This window comes from Xanthomonas hortorum pv. pelargonii (genome assembly GCF_024499015.1).
Classification (GTDB): Bacteria; Pseudomonadota; Gammaproteobacteria; order Xanthomonadales; family Xanthomonadaceae; genus Xanthomonas; species Xanthomonas hortorum_B.
Map to the genome: position 1 here is coordinate 4613031 of NZ_CP098604.1, position 17334 is coordinate 4630364.

The window sequence follows — 17334 nt, forward strand, 5'->3', positions numbered from 1 at the left end:
AGTATTCCTGCGACTGTTTGCCATGGCCGCTGTCGTCACGTCTGCGGGCGCGGCGCAGGCGCAGGAGCGCGTGCTCGACGGTTTCAACGACATCGGCGCCTGGCGCCTGGTGGTGTCCAATCAGGTCAGCGGTTCGCTGCGGCCCGTGGCCACCACATCTGGCGGGCATGCGCTGTGCCTGGACTACAACTTCAACGGCGTGTCCGGCTATGTCGGCATCCGTCGCAACCTGCCGATCGAGTATCCGGACAACTACCGCATCGGCTTTGCGCTGCGCGGCGAATCGCCCTCCAACGATCTGCAGGTCAAGCTGATCGATGCCAGCGGCGACAACGTGTGGTGGGTCAACCGGCCGGGCTTCAATTTCCCGAAGAACTGGAGCACCTTCAACTACCGCAAGCGCAATATCGAGAAGGCCTGGGGTCCTGGCGCAGACAAACAGCTGCGCAGCAGCGCGGATGTGGAATTCACCGTCTACAACAAGGTCGGTGGCAAGGGCTCGGTGTGCTTCGATCGGCTGACCCTCACACCGCTGCCACCGGAAGACACCTCGCCGTTGAAGGCCGAGGCCATCACCGACACCGCGCCCGCACTGGAACAACGCCTGGCCGACGGCAAGCCGGAGACCTTCTGGCTCAGCGGTGCGGTCAAGCAACAAACCGTGACGTTGGATCTGGGCAAGGTCCGCGAATTCGGCGGCGCGGTGGTGCAGTGGGTGCCGGGTTTGCAGGCCTCGCAATACATGGTGCGCGCCTCCAGCGACGGGCGCGGCTGGCGCGATCTGCGCACCGTCACCGCCGGTGCCGGCGGCACCGACTGGCTGGCACTGCCGGACACCGAGGCGCGCTATCTGCGTTTCGATCTCAAGGACGGCCCCAACTGGCGTTACGGCATCAAGGAAGTGCAGCTGCAGCCGCTGGCCTTCGCCGCAACACCCAATGACTTCATCAAGTCGCTGGCCGCACAGATGCCGCGTGGCAGCTATCCGCGCGGTTTCTCCGGCGAGCAGCCGTACTGGACCATCCTGGGGTTGGATGGCGGCACCGAGCAGGGCCTGATCGGCGAAGACGGCGCGGTGGAAGTGGGCAAGGGCGGTTTCAGTATCGAACCGTTCGTGGTCACCGGCGGCAAGCTGCTGCATTGGTCCGACGTCAGCAGCGAGCAGAGCCTGCAGGACGATTACCTGCCGATTCCCAGTGTCGACTGGCACCACGACCTGATGAATCTGCGAGTGACTGCCTTCGTGCAGGGCACACCGGATCAGGCGCAGCTGGTCGCACGCTACCAACTGCACAACACCGGCAAGGAAGCGCGCGACTTCACCCTGGCATTGGCGGTGCGTCCGTTCCAGGTCAACCCGCCGGCGCAGTTCCTCAACACCCTGGGCGGCGTCAGCCGGATCGAGCAACTGGCCGTGGACGGCGCGCAGGTCAGCGTCAACGGCAAGCCGCGCGTATTTGCCGCACAGCGTCCTGATGCCGGCTTTGCCAGCGCCTTCGACAGCGGCATGGACGTCAGCCATCTCACCGCCGCCACACCGCCGACGATCACCCAGGTCAAGGACGAGACCGGTCTGGCCTCGGGCGTGCTGTTGTATCGCTGGAAGCTGGAGCCTGGCCAACGGCGCGAAGTGGCGTTGGTGATTCCGCAAACCGGCACCGCGCAACTGCCGGCCGGCTTCGATGCCGACAAGGCGCAACAGCAGGTTGCCCAGCAGTGGCGCAGCAAGCTCGATCGCGTACGCATCAGCGTGCCGGCCGAAGGCAAGCCGGTGGTCGATACTCTGCGCACCGCACTGGCGCATATGTTGATCTCGCGTATCGGCCCGCGTCTGCAGCCGGGCACACGCTCGTATTCGCGTAGCTGGATCCGCGATGGCGCAATGATTTCCGAGGGCCTGTTGCGGCTCGGCCGCGAAGACGTGGTGCGCGAGTACGTCGACTGGTTCGCGCCATATCAGTTCGACAACGGCATGGTGCCGTGCTGCGTGGACGACCGCGGCAGTGACCCGGTGCCGGAGAACGACAGCCATGGCGAACTGATCTTCAACATCGCCGAGTACTACCGCTATACCGGCGACAAGGCGTTCCTGGAAAAGATGTGGCCGCACGTCACCGGCGCCTACGACTATATGGAAACGCTGCGCGCCAGCGAGCGCACCGAAGACAACTTCATGCGCAATCCGGCCTTCTACGGAATGATGCCGGTGTCGATCAGCCACGAAGGCTATTCGGCCAAGCCGGTGCATTCGTACTGGGACAACTTCTGGGCGCTGCGCGGCTGCAAGGATGCGGTGATGCTGGCCGGCGCGCTCGACAAGCCTGACGAGGTCGCCCGCTTCAGCACCGCACGCGATGAATTCAGTGGCGACCTGGTCGCCTCGCTGGGTGCGGCGGTGCGCCAGCACAACCTGGATTTCCTGCCGGGTTCTGCCGAACTTGGCGACTTCGATGCGACCTCAACGACCATCGCGCTGGCACCGGGCGGCGAGCAGCAACGCCTGCCGCAGGATCTGCTGACCAATACCTTCGAGCGCTATTGGAAGGAGTTCTCCGACCGCCGCGACAGCAAGCGCGAATGGAAGGACTACACGCCGTACGAATGGCGCAACGTGGCCGCGTTCGTGCGCCTGGGCTGGCGCGACCGCGCCTGGGATGCCACCGCATTCTTCTTCAAGGACCGCGCGCCGCAACCCTGGAATCAATGGGCCGAAGTGGTCTCGCGCACGCCACGCACGCCGTTCTTCGTCGGCGATCTGCCGCATGCCTGGGTCGCCTCGGACTTCGTGCGCTCGGTGCTGGACATGTTTGCCTACGGGCGCGAATCCGATGCCAGCCTGGTGATTGCGGCCGGCACGCCCACGCGCTGGTTCGAAGGCAAGGGAATCGGGATTGCCGAATTGCGCACTCCGTACGGGCGCCTCAACTACACCTTGCAGCGCACCGACAAGCAGCTGGTGCTGCAACTGCAGCCTGGCCTGATTTTGCCGCCGGGTGGGGTGGTGTTGCCATGGCCGTACCAGGGCACGCCGGGCAAGGCCAGCATCAACGGCGAATCGGCCGAGTGGCAGAACGGCGAACTGCGCATCCAGCAACTGCCGGCCAATGTGCAGATCGATGTGCCCAGCGCGGTGCGGCGCGCCGAGCGCGCTACGCAATGAAGGACGCACGTCGGCCTACCCGGGCAGCGCCGGCGCGGCGACGTGCCGGATGGCCGGTCGTGTGGGTGGCACTGCTGCTGTGCGCTGTCGCTGCACACGCCACGCAGGCCACCCACGCCACCCACGTCGTGCAGGCTGCGCAACCCGCACAGGTAGACAAGACCGATCAAGCAGCAGGCGTATCCCGGGCAGTGCAGTCTCCGGACGCGGTGCAGCGCGAAATGACCCTGGTCACGCTCAACCTGCATCACGACCGCGAAGACTGGCCGGCACGTCGCGCCTACATCGCCAAACAGCTCAAGCAACTGGCGCCGGATGTGATTGCGCTGCAGGAAGTGATCGAACGGCGGAGCAGCGTGGAAAATCAGGCTGCCTGGCTGGCACGCAAGCTCGGGTACGACTACACCTTCGCCTCGGTCGATCCGGTCGGTGCACCCAAGCGCTACGGCAATGCATTATTGAGCCGGCGTAAAGTGCTGGCCATGCATCAGCGCCTGTTGCAGCCCTTGGACGATTACCGCGTCGCCGCGCATTTGCAGGTCGATGTCGACGGCCAGCCAGTCAACGTCTACGTCACCCATCTCAACGAACGCGCCGATGCACGCGGCACTGCCACGCGCACCCGCCAGGTCGCCGACCTGCTGGACTTCATTTCCTCCAACAGCGATCAAGCACCTGTCGTGATCGCCGGCGATTTCAATACCGCTGCCGATGCCCTCGATCTGGAAGCGCTACGCAAGGGCTATGGCGACAGCTACGGCAGCGTGCATCGCAACAGCGACGCCACGGTCAGCACCTTGAACTTGCACGTGTTCGACAAGCCGGCGCGGATCGACCACGTGTTCTTCCAGCAGAACCGCCTGCTGGCCCGCGAAGCACGCATCCTGTTCGACGCGCCGTACGCCGAAGGTCGCTGGGCCTCGGACCACTACGGCGTGTGGGTGCGTTTGCAGCTAGCGCCGGGCGCACCTGCCGCCCCGTAACCTGGCGCGTGCTCCATCTCTCGTAGGAGCGCCCTGGGCGCGATGGAGCGTTACCGGGAATGCCCCATCGCGCCCAGGGGAACTCCTACGAAAGGCAACGGATTGCGGCGCAACGCCGCGCCACCCCAATCACCCATGCAGACGATTGAAGATCTGCACACCCGCCAGCCACACACCGGCCATGCTGCCGAAGTTGGTCAGCAAGAACGTCAGCACCACGCGCGAGACGCGATTGCGGTACCAGCCGCGCAAGGTCTGCGCATCGTCGCGCAGGGTGAGGAAATCGCCATAGGCCGGCTTACGCATATGCACCTCGACCAACGCGGCGAACGCGCCGGTCGGCACGCTCAACCGGAACGGCTTGAACGGTGCGACCACAGCAGCGGTCAGGATGCTCAAGGGATGACTGCCGGCCAGCAGGCAACCCAGCGCCGCCAGGCCGCCGGTGTACATCGCCCACTGCAACAACAGGTCCGCGCCCATGCTCAAGCCGCCGCGCCAGAAACCGATGCCGATGCCGACGATGATGATTGCCAGCACGCCCAGGGTGATCCACGGAATGCGCTTGCGCTGCTGCACGTACTCCAGCGACTCGCGCAGCGGGCCGGGCGCATCGGTGTCCTGTTCCAGATGCCGCGCAAGACCAGCCAGATGTCCCGCGCCGACCACCGCCAGCACCTCGTGCTGACCGGCGTTGGCTTCCTCGCGCAGACGCGCAGCCATGTACTGATCGCGCTCGGCAATCACGGTCTCGTACAGCTCCGGGCTTTCGCTGGCGAAATCGCCGAAGCTCGCTTCCAGCATGTCGCCTTGCTTGAGCTTTTCAATTTCCTCTTCGCCCACCTCATCTGCGGCGAACAGGCCGCTCAGCAGGCCGCCGGCCAGCTTCATCTTGCCGAAGAATCCCAGCCGCCCGGAGGCGCGCTTGAAGGTCAGGCCGACCTCGCGATCGATCAGATGCACCGGCAAGCCTTGTGCGCGCGCCAGATTGACCGCCTCCTTCAATTCCGCACCTGGCTCGATGCCGAGCTGCTTGGCCAGGCGGCGCTGATAAGCCGCCAGTGCCAGGTTCGCTGCGAACAAGGCCACGCGGCCCTTGCGGATCACCTGCACCAGGTCCAGGCGGGCGAGGGCGTCCGGGTCGCTGAGCGCCTGCAGGCGCTGTGCATCCAGTTCCACCGCCACCGCGTCGTAGCGACCGCTGCCGATCGCCCGCTGCACCGCGGCCACGCTGGCCAGCGAGACATGCGCAGTGCCGAGCAAGGTGTAGCGCACGCCATCGCGTTCGACGATGCGGTGCGGCTGGCCGGACAGCGCATCGTCCAGAACGTGGGTGGTCTGCTCAGTCATTGGGTCATTCATCAGAAGGAGGGGCGGTGTCACCGGGGCCGAGCGGGCGTTGCATCTGCAAACCGTCCAGCCAGCGGCCATGCTTGCGGCCGATTCCGGTGAACACTCCGACCGTGCGAAAACCAAAACGTTCATGCAGCCGTCGCGATGCCTGATTCTCGGCATCGCCGATCACCGCAATCATCTGTCGATAGCCGTGTTGTTCACAGCGTGCGATCAGCTCGCCCAACAAGGCCTTGCCGATGCCACGTCCTTGCATGTTGCAGGCAAGGTAGATCGAATTCTCCACGGTCCAGCGATACCCCGAGCGTGCGCGGTATGCGCCAGCATAGGCATAACCGACCACCGCAGCATCGCGTTCGGCGACCAGATACGGATATCCCGCATCCACGGTGGCGCGCACCCGCGTGCGCATCTCGTCGCTCGACGGCGCGCTGTATTCGTAGCTGTTGACCCCGGCGATCTGCTCCGCATAGATGGCGGTGATCGCCGGGATGTCCGCCTCGCGGACCTCGCGTACCTCGACAGGCATGCGGTCAGTCGATGTAACGCTTGAGCAGATCGCCATACGCATCGATGCGGCGATCGCGCAGGAACGGCCAGATGCGCCGCACATGCTCGCTGCGCTGCAGATCGACATCGCATACCAGCACCGTCGGCTCCTGGCCGGCTTCGGCGATGAATTCGCCCTGCGGCCCCAGCACATGGCTGTTGCCCCAGAACTGGATGCCCGACGCGCCCATCGGCGAAGGCTCATGCCCCACGCGGTTGCACGACAGCACCGGCACCCCGTTGGCTACCGCATGGCCACGATGGCTGAGCACCCATGCATCGCGCTGACGCTCCTGTTCGGGTTGCTGATCGTCCGGATCCCAGCCGATCGCGGTGGGGTAGAGCAGCAGCTCCGCACCGGCCAGCGCCATCAGGCGCGCAGCCTCGGGGTACCACTGATCCCAGCACACCAGCACGCCGAGACGACCCACCGAAGTATCGATCGGCGTGAAGCCCAGATCGCCCGGCGTGAAGTAGAACTTCTCGTAAAAACCCGGGTCGTCGGGGATATGCATCTTGCGGTATTTGCCGAGCAGGCGGCCGTCCTTTTCGAACACCACCGCCGTGTTGTGATACAGCCCGGCAGCGCGGCGCTCGAACAACGAGGCCACCAGCACCACGCCATGTTGCTTGGCCAATGCACCCAGGCGCTCGGTGCTGGGGCCGGGAATCGGCTCGGCCAGATCGAATTCGTCCACCGACTCGTGCTGGCAGAAATACGCGCCGTTGTGCAGTTCCTGCAGCAGCACCAGCTTGGCGCCCTGCGCAGCGGCTTCGGCCACACGCGATTCGATGATGGCCAGATTGGCCTCGGCGTCGCCGTGGTTGCGCTCCTGGATCAGCGCGACGGGAAGGAGATGACGGGTCATGGCAGCATCCAACTAGGTGGCGCACAGGGTAGCGCGCCATGGCGTAACACCGGCCTGCCGGCCGGAACAGGAATGAGACTCAGGCGGCCAACAGACCGGCGGGCAGTTGCATGGTCAAACAGTGCAGGCTGCCGTTCTGCCAGATCAGCGCCCGACACGGCACCGGCACGATTTCATGCTGCGGGAATGCTTCAGCCAGCACTGCCTGCGCAGTTGCATCGGCCTTGTCGCCATAGGCGGGCATCAGCACCGCACCGTTGACGATGAGGAAATTGGCATACGAGGCCGCAAGACGACGGCCGTGGTCGAGAATCGGCTCGGCCCACGGCAACACGAACAGCCGATACGGCTGCCCATCGGCCTTGCGCAGTGCAGCCAGTTCGGCGCCCATCGCCTGCAGTTCGGTGTAATGCGAATCGGTGGCTACATCGCAGCCCTGGTAGACGATCGCATCCGGGCCGGCAAAGCGCGCCAGCGTATCGATATGCGAGTCGGTGTCGTCGCCTTCCAGATAGCCGTGATCCAGCCACAGCACGCGCTCCTGCGACAGCCATGCGGCCATGTCGGTGCTCAACGATTCGCGCGTGCGCTGCGGGTGCCGCTCGTGCAGGCACTTCCAGGTGGTCAGCAACGTGCCGGCACCATCGGTTTCGATCGCACCGCCTTCCAGCGCAAAGTCCACCGTCTGCACCTGCGCCGGCACGAACACCTGCGCGGCATCCAGCGAGGTCACCAACTGATCGTCCAGGCTGGCCTCGAACTTGCCGCCCCAGCCGGTGAAGCGGAAATCCATCAGCCGGAAACCGCCATCCTGGCGCAACGTGATCGGCCCCGAATCACGCAGCCAGGTGTCGTTGTAGGCGGCGATCACAAAGCGCACGCGCGCCATGTCCACCCGCGCCGAACGCAGCCGCGCTTCGGCATAAATCTGCAGATCGTCATCGGCCACGCAGACGATCACCGGCTCGAAACGGGAAATCGCCGTCACCAGCGCGATATAGGTCTCTTCCACCTCGGCCAGACGCTCGGCCCAATCGGTGCCCGCATGCGGCCACGCGATCAACACGGCGGATTGAGGTTCCCACTCGGCAGGAAAGCGAACGCTGTCGGTCATACCTGAAAATTACCTATCGATACCCAAGCGAGCCCAGGCTGTTAATTCAATCCCCGCACATGGATGTGCGGGCTCTTGCGAGGGACTCGCATCAAAGCGGCTTGGGCCCGATCTCGTTCGCATCGGCCTGATTGGCCACCACGTCGATCACCCGGCTCTTTTCGAAATACACGGTAAAAGCCGGATACACCCAGCGATGGATGGTCGGCCACTGACGCTTCTGGCCACCACGCGGATCCAGCTTTTCCTGCGGCGCGCCGTAACGGCCTTCGACCTGGCTCATGCTGTCGCCACGCAAGGGCATGGCGGCGGCGGGCTTTTGCTTTGCACGATCGACCAACAGTGTGTCGGCCGAGGCAACGGCACTGATCCCCATCAGCGCGATTGCCAGCATGATCGGCGGCATCACAAACAAACGGTTGCGCATGTCATCTACTCCCCAGTGGACAAGACTTCGAATGGTGATTACAGCAAAAACCAGGTCAGACGTTGGTGCCAGTGCTGCGCACGCTGACGACGCGCAAGTTCTGACGCGCTGCGCCGAGACGTCCTCGACCGCTGTGCCCAGGCGCATCACGGTGTCCGTCAAGACGATGCAGGTGAAGTCTCCATCGGCCAGGAAACATCAGCCAAGAAAAAACCGCCCGGAGGCGGCTTTCTCGGGTCTCACACGCGCAACAAATGCTTAGCGCTGACGCGCCTTGAAACGCGGGTTCGACTTGCAGATCACGAACACCTTGCCACGGCGGCGGACCACCTTGCAGTCGCGGTGACGGGTCTTCGCAGACTTCAGGGAGGACAGGACTTTCATGGCACACCTCGGCGTAAACGGTTGGATTCGATGGAAGAGTGCCCGCAATCGAGGGTGCACCCGGAATTAAGCCGGCAATTCTAACCGGCTTTTCGTCGTGCTTTCAAGTGGTTGCATCCGAATCGCTGCGAGCGGCGCTACACTGGCGCCTTATCACCTTCCGGAAACCTGAATGACCGACCTTTCGCCCGTCCTCACCATCGACGGACCCTCCGGTGCCGGCAAAGGCACCGTGAGCCGGATCGTGGCCTCCCGGCTGGGCTGGCACTACCTCGATTCGGGCGCACTGTACCGCGCCGTCGGTGTTGCAGCGAGCTGGGCCGATCTGGACGTGTCCGACCCGGCGGCGCTGGTGCGTTGCACCTTCGACACCAAGGTCGATTTCGATGACGCCGGCGAGGCGGGGCTGCGGGTGCTGGTCAATGGCGTGGATGCCACCAGCGAGTTGCGCCTGGAAACGACCGGTGCGCTGGCCTCTGCGATTGCGGCCATTCCCGAGGTGCGCAGCGCCTTGAAAGAGCGCCAGCGCGCATTCAGGCGCGCCCCCGGCTTGGTCGCCGATGGGCGCGACATGGGCACGGTGATCTTCCCCGATGCCGCATTCAAGGTCTTTCTGACCGCCAGTGCCGAAGAACGTGCGGGCCGTCGCCATAAACAGTTGATGGAAAAGGGTGTTTCGGTTATCTTTGACGACCTGCTGCGCGAGATCATGGCTCGTGATGCGCGTGATGCGCAGCGGGTGGTGGCGCCATTACGGCCGGCCGAAGACGCCGTGCTGATCGATACCAGCGGGATGGGAATCGAAGATGTCGTCCAGCGTGTGGTCGGGTTGTTAGCCGCTCGCACGTCGTCGTAAGCGTTCCGCAAGCGGGCACGTCCCGCCGACCGTAAGGCGTTCCAAGGCTCTGCCGCACATCCCGTGTGGCGGTTCTATGACTACTTAACCGACTCGCTGTCCGGAGTCGACCAACAGGCTGGGCGGCTTGTATCTGTCGCAATCCGACGATCAACGCCCGTGTGTTCAACTGAGTAAAATTCAAATGACAGAATCTTTTGCTGAACTGTTCGAAGCCAGTCAAGCCAATCTGGCGAAGCTGAAGCCGGGCTCGATCGTCACCGGTACCGTCGTGGAAGTGCGCGGCGACGTGGTGGTGATCAACGCTGGCTTGAAGTCCGAAGGCATCGTGCCGATCGAGCAGTTCCGTAATGACGCTGGCGAGATCGATGTCGGCGTAGGCGACCAGGTCAAGGTTGCCCTCGATTCCATCGAGAACGGCTTCGGTGAGACCGTGCTGTCGCGCGAGAAGGCCAAGCGCGCAATGGTGTGGGACGAGCTGGAAGAGGCGTTGGAAAAGAACGAAACCATCACCGGCCGCATCAGCGGCAAGGTCAAGGGTGGTTTCACCGTGGACATCAAGGATGTTCGCGCGTTCCTGCCTGGTTCGCTGGTGGATGTGCGCCCGGTGCGCGACCCGGCCTACCTGGAAGGCAAGGAACTCGAGTTCAAGCTGATCAAGCTGGACCGCAAACGCAACAACGTGGTGGTTTCGCGCCGTGCAGTGGTCGAGAGCGAGCACTCGGAAGAGCGCGAGCAGCTGATGGACAAGCTGCAGGAAGGCGCGATCCTGAAGGGTGTCGTCAAGAACCTGACCGATTACGGCGCGTTCGTGGATCTGGGCGGTATCGACGGCCTGCTGCACATCACCGACATGGCCTGGAAGCGCGTGCGCCATCCGTCCGAAGTCGTCAATGTCGGCGACGAGCTCGACGTGCGCGTGCTGAAGTTCGATCGCGAGCGTAACCGCGTCAGCCTCGGCCTGAAGCAGCTGGGCGAAGATCCGTGGGACAACATCGCCCGTCGTTACCCGGCCAACAGCCGCGTGTTCGGCAAGGTCTCCAACGTCACCGATTACGGCGCATTCGTCGAGATCGAGCCGGGCGTCGAAGGTCTGGTGCACGTCTCCGAGATGGATTGGACCAACAAGAACGTCAACCCGTCCAAGGTTGTGCAGGTTGGTGACGAAGTCGAAGTGATGGTGCTGGATGTCGACGAGGAGCGTCGCCGCATCTCGCTGGGCATGAAGCAGGTTGCCGCCAATCCGTGGGAAACCTTCGCTGCCACCCACAAGAAGAACGACAAGGTGTCCGGTCAGATCAAGTCGATCACCGACTTCGGCATCTTCATCGGTCTGGACGGCGGCATCGACGGTCTTGTTCACCTGTCCGACATCAGCTGGAACACCACCGGCGAAGATGTCGTGCGCAACTACAAGAAGGGCGACACGCTGGAAGCCGTTGTGCTGGCAGTCGATCCGGAACGTGAGCGCATCAGCCTGGGCGTCAAGCAGCTGGAGCAGGATCCGTTCGGTCAGTACATGGCGTCCAACCCGAAGGGTTCGAAGGTCGAAGGCGTGGTGCGTGAAGTGGACGCCAAGGGCGCCACGATCGACCTGGCCGATGGCATCGAAGGCTATGTCGCTGCACGCGACATCGCCAACGAGCGCGTCGACGACGCGACCCAGCACCTGAAGGTCGGCGACAAGATCGAAGCCAAGTTCGTGGGCATGGACCGTAAGGGCCGCACCCTGCAGCTGTCGATCAAGGCCAAGGACGATGCCGAAATGCGCGAAACGATGGAGGAATACCAGTCCTCTTCCGCAGCGTCGGGCGGCATGACTCAGCTGGGCGCGCTGCTGCGTGCACAGTTGAACAGCAACAAGTCCGAGTAAGCGCGTAGCGCTCGCAAGAGCGTGATGGATCGGCCCGGGCTTGCCCCGGGCCGATTCCAGTGTGTCAGTCGAAAAAAGCAAGTCTTCCCATGACCAAGTCCGAATTGATTGAAATCCTGGCGCAACGCCAAGCGCATCTGAAGTCGGACGACGTGGATCTGGCAGTCAAATCGCTGCTGGAAATGATGGGGCAAGCGCTCTCCGATGGTGATCGGATCGAAATCCGCGGGTTCGGCAGTTTTTCGCTGCATTACCGTCCGCCACGTCTGGGGCGTAATCCCAAGACCGGCGAATCGGTTGCGCTGCCGGGCAAGCATGTTCCGCACTTCAAGCCGGGCAAGGAATTACGTGAGCGTGTCAGCTCCGTGGTGCCCGTCGATCTGGCCGATGCGGCAGATTGAAGATCGTTCTACCGCTGTGTTTATGTCGGCTCGGTTAAGCTAGGCCCCTTCCCGACGGAGTCTGTCCATGAAGGTGTTTCGCTTGCTGGTGATGTTGGCCTTCCTGCTGGCCGGTCTGATCATCGGTGCGGTCAATTCTCAGGATGTCACTCTCGATTTCCTGTTCTCAAGTGTGCACACGACCTCCGGAGTCGCGATCATCGTCGCGCTGCTGGTCGGTGTGTTGATCGGTGCCGGCATGGTGCTGGTCAGTGTTGTCATTCCCCTCTATTCCAGATTGCGCCAGGCCAATAAGGCTGTTGCGGTCAGTCGCGTCGACGCCGGGCCCGTTGCGCCTGCCGCAGTCCAGACGCGCCCCATCGATGGACTGTAAGTACGTATGGAATTTCTGACCGAGTGGATCTGGTTCTTCCTGTTTGTGCCGCTGGCAGCACTGGGCGGGTGGATCGTCGGCCGTCGTGGCGGTCAGCGCCACGGCGATACGCAGGTCAGTCGTCTCTCCAGTACCTATTTTCGCGGTCTGAACTATCTGCTCAACGAGCAGCCGGACAAGGCGATCGAGCTGTTTCTGCACATCGCCGAACTGGACAAGGAAACCTTCGAAACGCAGGTCGCGCTGGGGCATCTGTTCCGTCGTCGTGGTGAAGTCGATCGTGCGATTCGTTTGCATCAGGGGCTGGTGCAGCGCGCCGACCTGACCGATCAGCAGCGTGTGCAGGCCTTGCTGGCGCTGGGCGAGGACTACATGAAGTCCGGTCTGCTGGATCGCGCCGAAACAGTCTTCACCGAGTTGGCACAGCTGGATCAACGCGCGCCACAGGCATTGCGGCACCTGATTGGCATCTATCAGGCCGAGCGCGATTGGGAAAAAGCAATCGACAACGCCACCCGCTACGAAGAAGTCACCGGCGAGCCGATGGGCAAGCTGATTTCCCAATTCGAGTGTGAGCTGGCCGATCGCTATCGCGGTTCGAGCAAGACCGACGAGGCGCTGCAGGCCGTCGCCCGCGCCTATCAGGCCGACGGTACGTCCGTGCGTGCGGGCATTCTGGAAGGCCGTATCGAAGCCGAGCGCGGTCATGACGAAGCGGCGGTACGCGCATTCGAACGAGCGGCGCGGCATGACCCGGAATACCTGCCGGAAATCATTCCTGCATTGATGGCGGCCTATCGCCGGGTCGGCGACATTGCTGGTGCGCGCAACTTCCTGTCGGAGATGACCGAGCACTATCGCGGCATCGCACCGGTCTTGGCGCTGACCCAGTTGATGGAAGCGCAGGATGGCGTGGCGCCTGCGTTGGCGTACCTGGGGCGTCAGCTCAGGGACCGGCCCTCGGTACGCGGCGAATCGGCGTTGATCGATCTCACCCTGGCCGAAGGCAGCGACCCGGTTGGCACGCTGCAGGATCTCAAGCACATCACCGACCAGCTGCTGGTACGTAACCCAAGCTACCGCTGCACCCGGTGCGGCTTCGGCGCCAAGACGCATCACTGGCAATGCCCGAGCTGCAAGGAATGGGGCACGGTCAAACCGCTGTTGAACTACGCGGTCGTCTAATGCCGCAGGTCTGGCTGTGGTGCCTGGCGCACCTGGTGGTCGCAGCGCTGGGAACCTGGCTGTTGCGCCGCTATGCCTTGCACCGACGCCTGCTGGATCAGCCGGGCGAGCGCCGTAGCCATGTCGTCGCCACCCCGCGTGGTGGTGGCATGGCGATCGTGGCTGCAATCCTGCTTGGTTGCATCGCTGCCACGGTGTTCTGGCCAGCTGCTCGCCTGGTCATTGGCTGGTTCGCCGTCGGGCTGGTACTGGTGGCGGGTGTGGGTTGGTGGGACGACCATCGTCCACTGTCGGCCAGGCTGCGTTTTGCGATCCATCTGACGGCATCGGTATCGTTGGGAGTCTTGGTCAGTCACTCCACTGGCAATGTCTGGGATGGCGTGCTCAGCGCAGTGGCGTCTGTCGTGTTGATCAACGTCTGGAATTTCATGGACGGCATCAACGGTCTGGCTTCCAGCCAGGCGGCATTGGCGGCGTTGGCATTTGCGTTTGTCCTGCCCGGCGCATGGGCATGGGCGGGTCTTGCAGTTGCGGCGTCTTGCCTGGGGTTCTTGCCGTTCAATTTTCCGCGCGCGCGCATTTTTCTGGGCGATGGCGGCAGTGGCGCGCTGGGATATGTGCTGGCCGCGTTGCTCGCACTCACGGTGGCGACGGGGCAGGTGAGCTGGTGGATCGGTTGGCTGCCATTGACCGCATTTCTCGTAGACGCCGGCTTCACGTTGCTGTCTCGCATGCTCGCCGGGCAACGTTGGTGGGAGCCACATGCTCAGCACGTCTATCAACGACTTGCACGCCGGCTTGAGACGCACGTTCCGGTAACGGGTGTTTATTTCGCTTTCAGCGTCGCTGCGTTCTGCTTGTATGTGTTAATTCGTCATGATCCGGTTTGGATGCGGGTAGTCGGTGCCCTGACCTGGGGTGCGGGTGCTACCGCGATCTGGCACTTTCTGCGCGATGGACTGCGCAATTCCTGAGTAATGGACTTTTATGATTTCCTGGCGTGACCGTTTGACCAAAGTGTTGCCGCAAGCGGCAGTCGTACTGCACGATCTTTTGATGGTGTGGGTGTGCTGGCAACTGCTGCATGCCGGCCGCTACTCGATGCTGCGCGACGCGCCCGACCTTCCACTGTGGGATTGGCGCACTGCGGTGGTGCTGGTCGCGCAGGGGCTGGTGTTCTGGAAGATGGGGTTGTATCGCGGGCTGTGGCGATTCGCCTCGGTGCCGGACCTGTGGAATATCTTCAAGTCCAGTTTCCTTGGTCTGGTCGCGATCGTGCTGGCGCTGTCTTACGACCGCCTGGACGGGGTGCCGCTGTCGGTGCTGGTGGTCTATCCGTTCGCGCTGTCGGCATTGCTGGGGACGCCGCGTCTGCTGTATCGCGCCTGGAAGGATTATCAGATCGCGCATTCCGGCGATGCCGCGCAGCGCGTGTTGATCCTGGGCGCCGGTCGCGCTGCTGAAGGGTTGGTGCGCGATCTTCGTCGTAGCGGTACGTTCGTACCGGTCGGGTATCTGGACGACGCCAGCAATCTGCATGGCGCCAAGATCCAGGGCCTCAACGTGCTGGGTAACCTGGATCAGGCCGCATCGATCGCCAAGGAGACGGCGGCCAAGCTGCTGGTGATCGCGATTCCGTCGCTGGATGCCTCGGGGATGCAGCGCGTGGTGGCGATCTGCGAAAGCACCGGTTTGCCGTTCCGCATGGTGCCCAAGCTGATCAATGTGCTGGAAGGGCGCTCCTTGCCTGGCGAATTGAAGGAGGTCGCGATCGAGGACCTGCTCAATCGCAAGCCGGTCACGCCCGATTGGCGCCTGATCCGCGATTGGCTGACCAACAAGACGGTGATGGTCACCGGTGCCGGCGGTTCGATCGGCTCGGAAGTCTGTCGCCAGTGCGCGCGGCATGGTGCGCGTCGGATTGTGCTGCTGGAAATCGATGAGCTGGCATTGCTGACCATCGATTCGGATCTGCGCCGGCTGTTCCCCGATATCGAAGTGGTGCGCGTGCTCGGCGATTGCGGTGACCCGGCCGTGGTTGCGTATGCACTGAACACCGCGACTCCGGATGCGGTGTTCCATGCCGCCGCCTACAAGCAGGTGCCGTTGCTGGAAGAACAGTTGCGCGAAGCAGTGCGCAACAACGTGCTGGCAACCGAGAACGTGGCGCGCGCCTGTCAGCGTGCGCGTATCGAAACGTTCGTCTTCATCTCTACCGACAAGGCCGTCGAGCCGGTCAACGTATTGGGCGCGAGCAAGCGCTACGCCGAGATGATCTGCCAGAGTCTTGACGCCCGCGATGCGCCGACGCGCTTCATCACCGTGCGCTTCGGCAACGTGCTGGATTCGGCCGGCAGCGTGGTGCCGTTGTTCCGTGAGCAGATCCGTCAGGGCGGGCCGGTCACGGTGACGCACCCGGATGTGACGCGTTACTTCATGACCATTCCCGAAGCCTGCCAGTTGGTGGTGCAGGCCGCTGCCTCCGCTTCGCATGGTGCGATCTACACATTGGACATGGGCGAGCCGGTGCCGATCCGCTTGCTGGCCGAGCAGATGATTCGGCTTGCCGGCAAGCAGCCGGGCAAGGATGTGGCGATTCTCTATACCGGCTTGCGTCCGGGCGAGAAGCTGCATGAAACGCTGTTCTATTCGGACGAAGACTATCGTCCCACCGCGCATCCCAAGATCCTGGAAGCCGGTGTGCGCGAGTTCTCGCACGAGCAGGTGTTGCAGCTGGTGACGCGCTTGCGTGAGGCGGTTAACCGCTATGACATCAAGGCAATGGAGACTGTGTTGGGCGGTCTGATGCCGGATTTTGCGGCTGCTCGACGGAAAGTCGACACGCGATCTGATACGGTCGTTCCATTCCCCGCACGTGAGGTCAGAAGACTTTAATGAGCAAGCGTATTCGCAAGGCCGTATTCCCCGTCGCAGGTCTTGGGACCCGCTTTCTTCCGGCAACTAAGACGGTGCCGAAAGAAATGCTGCCAATCATCGACAAACCGTTGATCCAGTATGCCGTCGACGAGGCCATCCAGGCCGGTTGCGATACGCTGATCTTCGTGACCAATCGCTACAAGCACTCGATCGCCGACTACTTCGACAAGGCCTACGAGCTTGAGCAGAAGCTCGAGCGCGCCGGCAAGCTCGAACAGCTGGAGCTGGTGCGCCATGCATTGCCCGAAGGCGTGCGCGCCATTTTCGTGACGCAGGCCGAGGCACTGGGTCTGGGGCATGCGGTGCTGTGCGCCAAGGCCGTGGTCGGCGACGAGCCGTTCGCGGTGTTGTTGCCTGACGATCTCATCTGGAACCGCGGCGCTGGTGCGCTGACCCAGATGGCCGATGTGGCCGAAGCCTCCGGCGGCAGCGTCATTGCCGTTGAAGACGTGCCGCACGACAAGACCGCCAGTTACGGCATCGTGGCCACCGATGCATTCGATGGTCGCAAGGGGCGTATCAACGCCATCGTCGAAAAGCCCAAGCCGGAAGTGGCACCAAGCAATCTGGCGGTGGTCGGTCGTTACGTGCTCAGCCCCAAGATCTTCGAACTGCTCGAAGAAACCGGTGCAGGCGCAGGTGGCGAAATCCAGCTGACCGACGCGATTGCCGGGCTGCTCAAGCAGGAAACTGTCGATGCGTATCGCTTCGAAGGCCGTCGTTTCGATTGCGGCGCGCATATCGGCCTGATCGAGGCCACGGTGCATTTCGCGCTCGAGCACGAGAAGCATGGTGGGCCGGCCAAGGAAATCCTGCGTGCTGCATTGGCCGAGGCCGACGCGCGCGGCTGATTGCCCGGTCATTGCCTGC

The 17334-nt window shown here is 63.1% G+C and carries 16 protein-coding genes; 10 read left to right on the forward strand and 6 right to left on the reverse strand.

All coding sequences use genetic code 11. The annotated features are described in order from the left end of the window. Positions 1-22 precede the first annotated feature (22 nt). Together NDY25_RS19750 and NDY25_RS19755 are read left to right on the forward strand one after the other, a co-directional pair. The gene (locus NDY25_RS19750; protein WP_256627637.1) at positions 23-3160 is read left to right on the forward strand and encodes a discoidin domain-containing protein; all 3138 of its coding nucleotides are present in this window, start codon (positions 23-25) and stop codon (positions 3158-3160) included. Positions 3161-3219: 59 nt separating this feature from the next. After that, complete coding sequence (locus tag NDY25_RS19755; protein WP_168957429.1) at positions 3220-4143, forward strand: endonuclease/exonuclease/phosphatase family protein; 924 nt, start codon at positions 3220-3222, stop codon at positions 4141-4143. Between the two features lie 129 nt (positions 4144-4272). On the opposite strand, the gene NDY25_RS19760 is transcribed toward NDY25_RS19755, so the two are convergent. The 6 genes from NDY25_RS19760 to ykgO form a co-directional block, all read right to left on the reverse strand. Continuing rightward, positions 4273-5505 carry a TraB/GumN family protein gene (locus tag NDY25_RS19760; protein WP_168957430.1) on the reverse strand — a complete coding sequence of 411 codons (1233 nt, stop codon included), beginning with the start codon at positions 5503-5505 and terminating at the stop codon, positions 4273-4275. Beyond that, positions 5498-6025 carry a GNAT family N-acetyltransferase gene (locus tag NDY25_RS19765; protein WP_168957431.1) on the reverse strand — a complete coding sequence of 176 codons (528 nt, stop codon included), beginning with the start codon at positions 6023-6025 and terminating at the stop codon, positions 5498-5500. The genes NDY25_RS19760 and NDY25_RS19765 overlap by 8 nt, the downstream gene beginning before the upstream one ends. A gap of 4 nt (positions 6026-6029) precedes the next feature. Continuing rightward, on the reverse strand, positions 6030-6914 hold the full coding sequence (locus tag NDY25_RS19770) for a carbon-nitrogen hydrolase (RefSeq protein ID WP_104550843.1): 885 nt from the start codon (positions 6912-6914) through the stop codon (positions 6030-6032). A gap of 79 nt (positions 6915-6993) precedes the next feature. Beyond that, positions 6994-8028, reverse strand: coding sequence for an agmatine deiminase family protein (locus NDY25_RS19775; protein WP_168957432.1), 1035 nt, complete (start codon positions 8026-8028; stop codon positions 6994-6996). A gap of 91 nt (positions 8029-8119) precedes the next feature. Beyond that, a complete protein-coding gene (locus tag NDY25_RS19780; RefSeq protein ID WP_168957433.1) occupies positions 8120-8455 on the reverse strand; it encodes a hypothetical protein in 336 nt (111 codons plus the stop codon). Positions 8456-8713: 258 nt separating this feature from the next. Next, positions 8714-8839 (reverse strand): type B 50S ribosomal protein L36, encoded by a 126-nt coding sequence (gene ykgO, locus NDY25_RS19785; RefSeq protein WP_005913193.1) that lies wholly within the window; start codon positions 8837-8839, stop codon positions 8714-8716. 172 nt (positions 8840-9011) lie between these two features. Between ykgO and cmk the strand changes: the two genes are divergently transcribed. The 8 genes from cmk to galU all read left to right on the forward strand — a co-directional run bounded on the left by cmk (position 9012) and on the right by galU (position 17315). Continuing rightward, positions 9012-9695, forward strand: a complete 684-nt coding sequence (gene cmk / locus NDY25_RS19790) for a (d)CMP kinase (protein WP_168957434.1) — start codon at positions 9012-9014, stop codon at positions 9693-9695. Between the two features lie 184 nt (positions 9696-9879). Beyond that, positions 9880-11568, forward strand: a complete 1689-nt coding sequence (gene rpsA, locus NDY25_RS19795) for a 30S ribosomal protein S1 (protein WP_023904145.1) — start codon at positions 9880-9882, stop codon at positions 11566-11568. Positions 11569-11657: 89 nt separating this feature from the next. Continuing rightward, a complete protein-coding gene (locus NDY25_RS19800) occupies positions 11658-11969 on the forward strand; it encodes an integration host factor subunit beta (protein ID WP_043889241.1) in 312 nt (103 codons plus the stop codon). A 67-nt stretch (positions 11970-12036) separates the two neighbouring features. Beyond that, the gene (locus NDY25_RS19805) at positions 12037-12342 is read left to right on the forward strand and encodes a lipopolysaccharide assembly protein LapA domain-containing protein (RefSeq protein WP_006451180.1); all 306 of its coding nucleotides are present in this window, start codon (positions 12037-12039) and stop codon (positions 12340-12342) included. Positions 12343-12348: 6 nt separating this feature from the next. Next, positions 12349-13527: a lipopolysaccharide assembly protein LapB gene (lapB, locus tag NDY25_RS19810; RefSeq protein ID WP_256627639.1), complete on the forward strand. Its 1179-nt coding sequence runs from the start codon at positions 12349-12351 to the stop codon at positions 13525-13527. Beyond that, positions 13527-14501 (forward strand): MraY family glycosyltransferase, encoded by a 975-nt coding sequence (locus tag NDY25_RS19815; protein ID WP_168957435.1) that lies wholly within the window; start codon positions 13527-13529, stop codon positions 14499-14501. Before lapB ends, NDY25_RS19815 begins: the two co-directional genes overlap by 1 nt. Before the next feature lie 13 nt (positions 14502-14514). Then, positions 14515-16422, forward strand: a complete 1908-nt coding sequence (locus tag NDY25_RS19820) for a polysaccharide biosynthesis protein (protein WP_168957436.1) — start codon at positions 14515-14517, stop codon at positions 16420-16422. Then, on the forward strand, positions 16422-17315 hold the full coding sequence (galU, locus tag NDY25_RS19825) for a UTP--glucose-1-phosphate uridylyltransferase GalU (protein ID WP_168957437.1): 894 nt from the start codon (positions 16422-16424) through the stop codon (positions 17313-17315). Before NDY25_RS19820 ends, galU begins: the two co-directional genes overlap by 1 nt. The last annotated feature ends 19 nt before the right edge of the window (positions 17316-17334 follow it).

What these genes read in the sequence shown, in the direction of transcription:
- rpsA (WP_023904145.1), top strand. Translation starts at nt 9,880, where the DNA reads ATGACAGAATCTTTTGCTGAACTGTTCGAAGCCAGTCAAGCCAATCTG.
- NDY25_RS19775 (WP_168957432.1), bottom strand. Translation starts at nt 8,028, where the DNA reads ATGACCGACAGCGTTCGCTTTCCTGCCGAGTGGGAACCTCAATCCGCC.
- NDY25_RS19780 (WP_168957433.1), bottom strand. Translation starts at nt 8,455, where the DNA reads ATGCGCAACCGTTTGTTTGTGATGCCGCCGATCATGCTGGCAATCGCG.
- NDY25_RS19820 (WP_168957436.1), top strand. Translation starts at nt 14,515, where the DNA reads ATGATTTCCTGGCGTGACCGTTTGACCAAAGTGTTGCCGCAAGCGGCA.
- NDY25_RS19805 (WP_006451180.1), top strand. Translation starts at nt 12,037, where the DNA reads ATGAAGGTGTTTCGCTTGCTGGTGATGTTGGCCTTCCTGCTGGCCGGT.
- NDY25_RS19760 (WP_168957430.1), bottom strand. Translation starts at nt 5,505, where the DNA reads ATGAATGACCCAATGACTGAGCAGACCACCCACGTTCTGGACGATGCG.
- NDY25_RS19815 (WP_168957435.1), top strand. Translation starts at nt 13,527, where the DNA reads ATGCCGCAGGTCTGGCTGTGGTGCCTGGCGCACCTGGTGGTCGCAGCG.
- NDY25_RS19750 (WP_256627637.1), top strand. Translation starts at nt 23, where the DNA reads ATGGCCGCTGTCGTCACGTCTGCGGGCGCGGCGCAGGCGCAGGAGCGC.
- ykgO (WP_005913193.1), bottom strand. Translation starts at nt 8,839, where the DNA reads ATGAAAGTCCTGTCCTCCCTGAAGTCTGCGAAGACCCGTCACCGCGAC.
- NDY25_RS19800 (WP_043889241.1), top strand. Translation starts at nt 11,658, where the DNA reads ATGACCAAGTCCGAATTGATTGAAATCCTGGCGCAACGCCAAGCGCAT.
- cmk (WP_168957434.1), top strand. Translation starts at nt 9,012, where the DNA reads ATGACCGACCTTTCGCCCGTCCTCACCATCGACGGACCCTCCGGTGCC.
- NDY25_RS19770 (WP_104550843.1), bottom strand. Translation starts at nt 6,914, where the DNA reads ATGACCCGTCATCTCCTTCCCGTCGCGCTGATCCAGGAGCGCAACCAC.
- lapB (WP_256627639.1), top strand. Translation starts at nt 12,349, where the DNA reads ATGGAATTTCTGACCGAGTGGATCTGGTTCTTCCTGTTTGTGCCGCTG.
- galU (WP_168957437.1), top strand. Translation starts at nt 16,422, where the DNA reads ATGAGCAAGCGTATTCGCAAGGCCGTATTCCCCGTCGCAGGTCTTGGG.
- NDY25_RS19765 (WP_168957431.1), bottom strand. Translation starts at nt 6,025, where the DNA reads ATGCCTGTCGAGGTACGCGAGGTCCGCGAGGCGGACATCCCGGCGATC.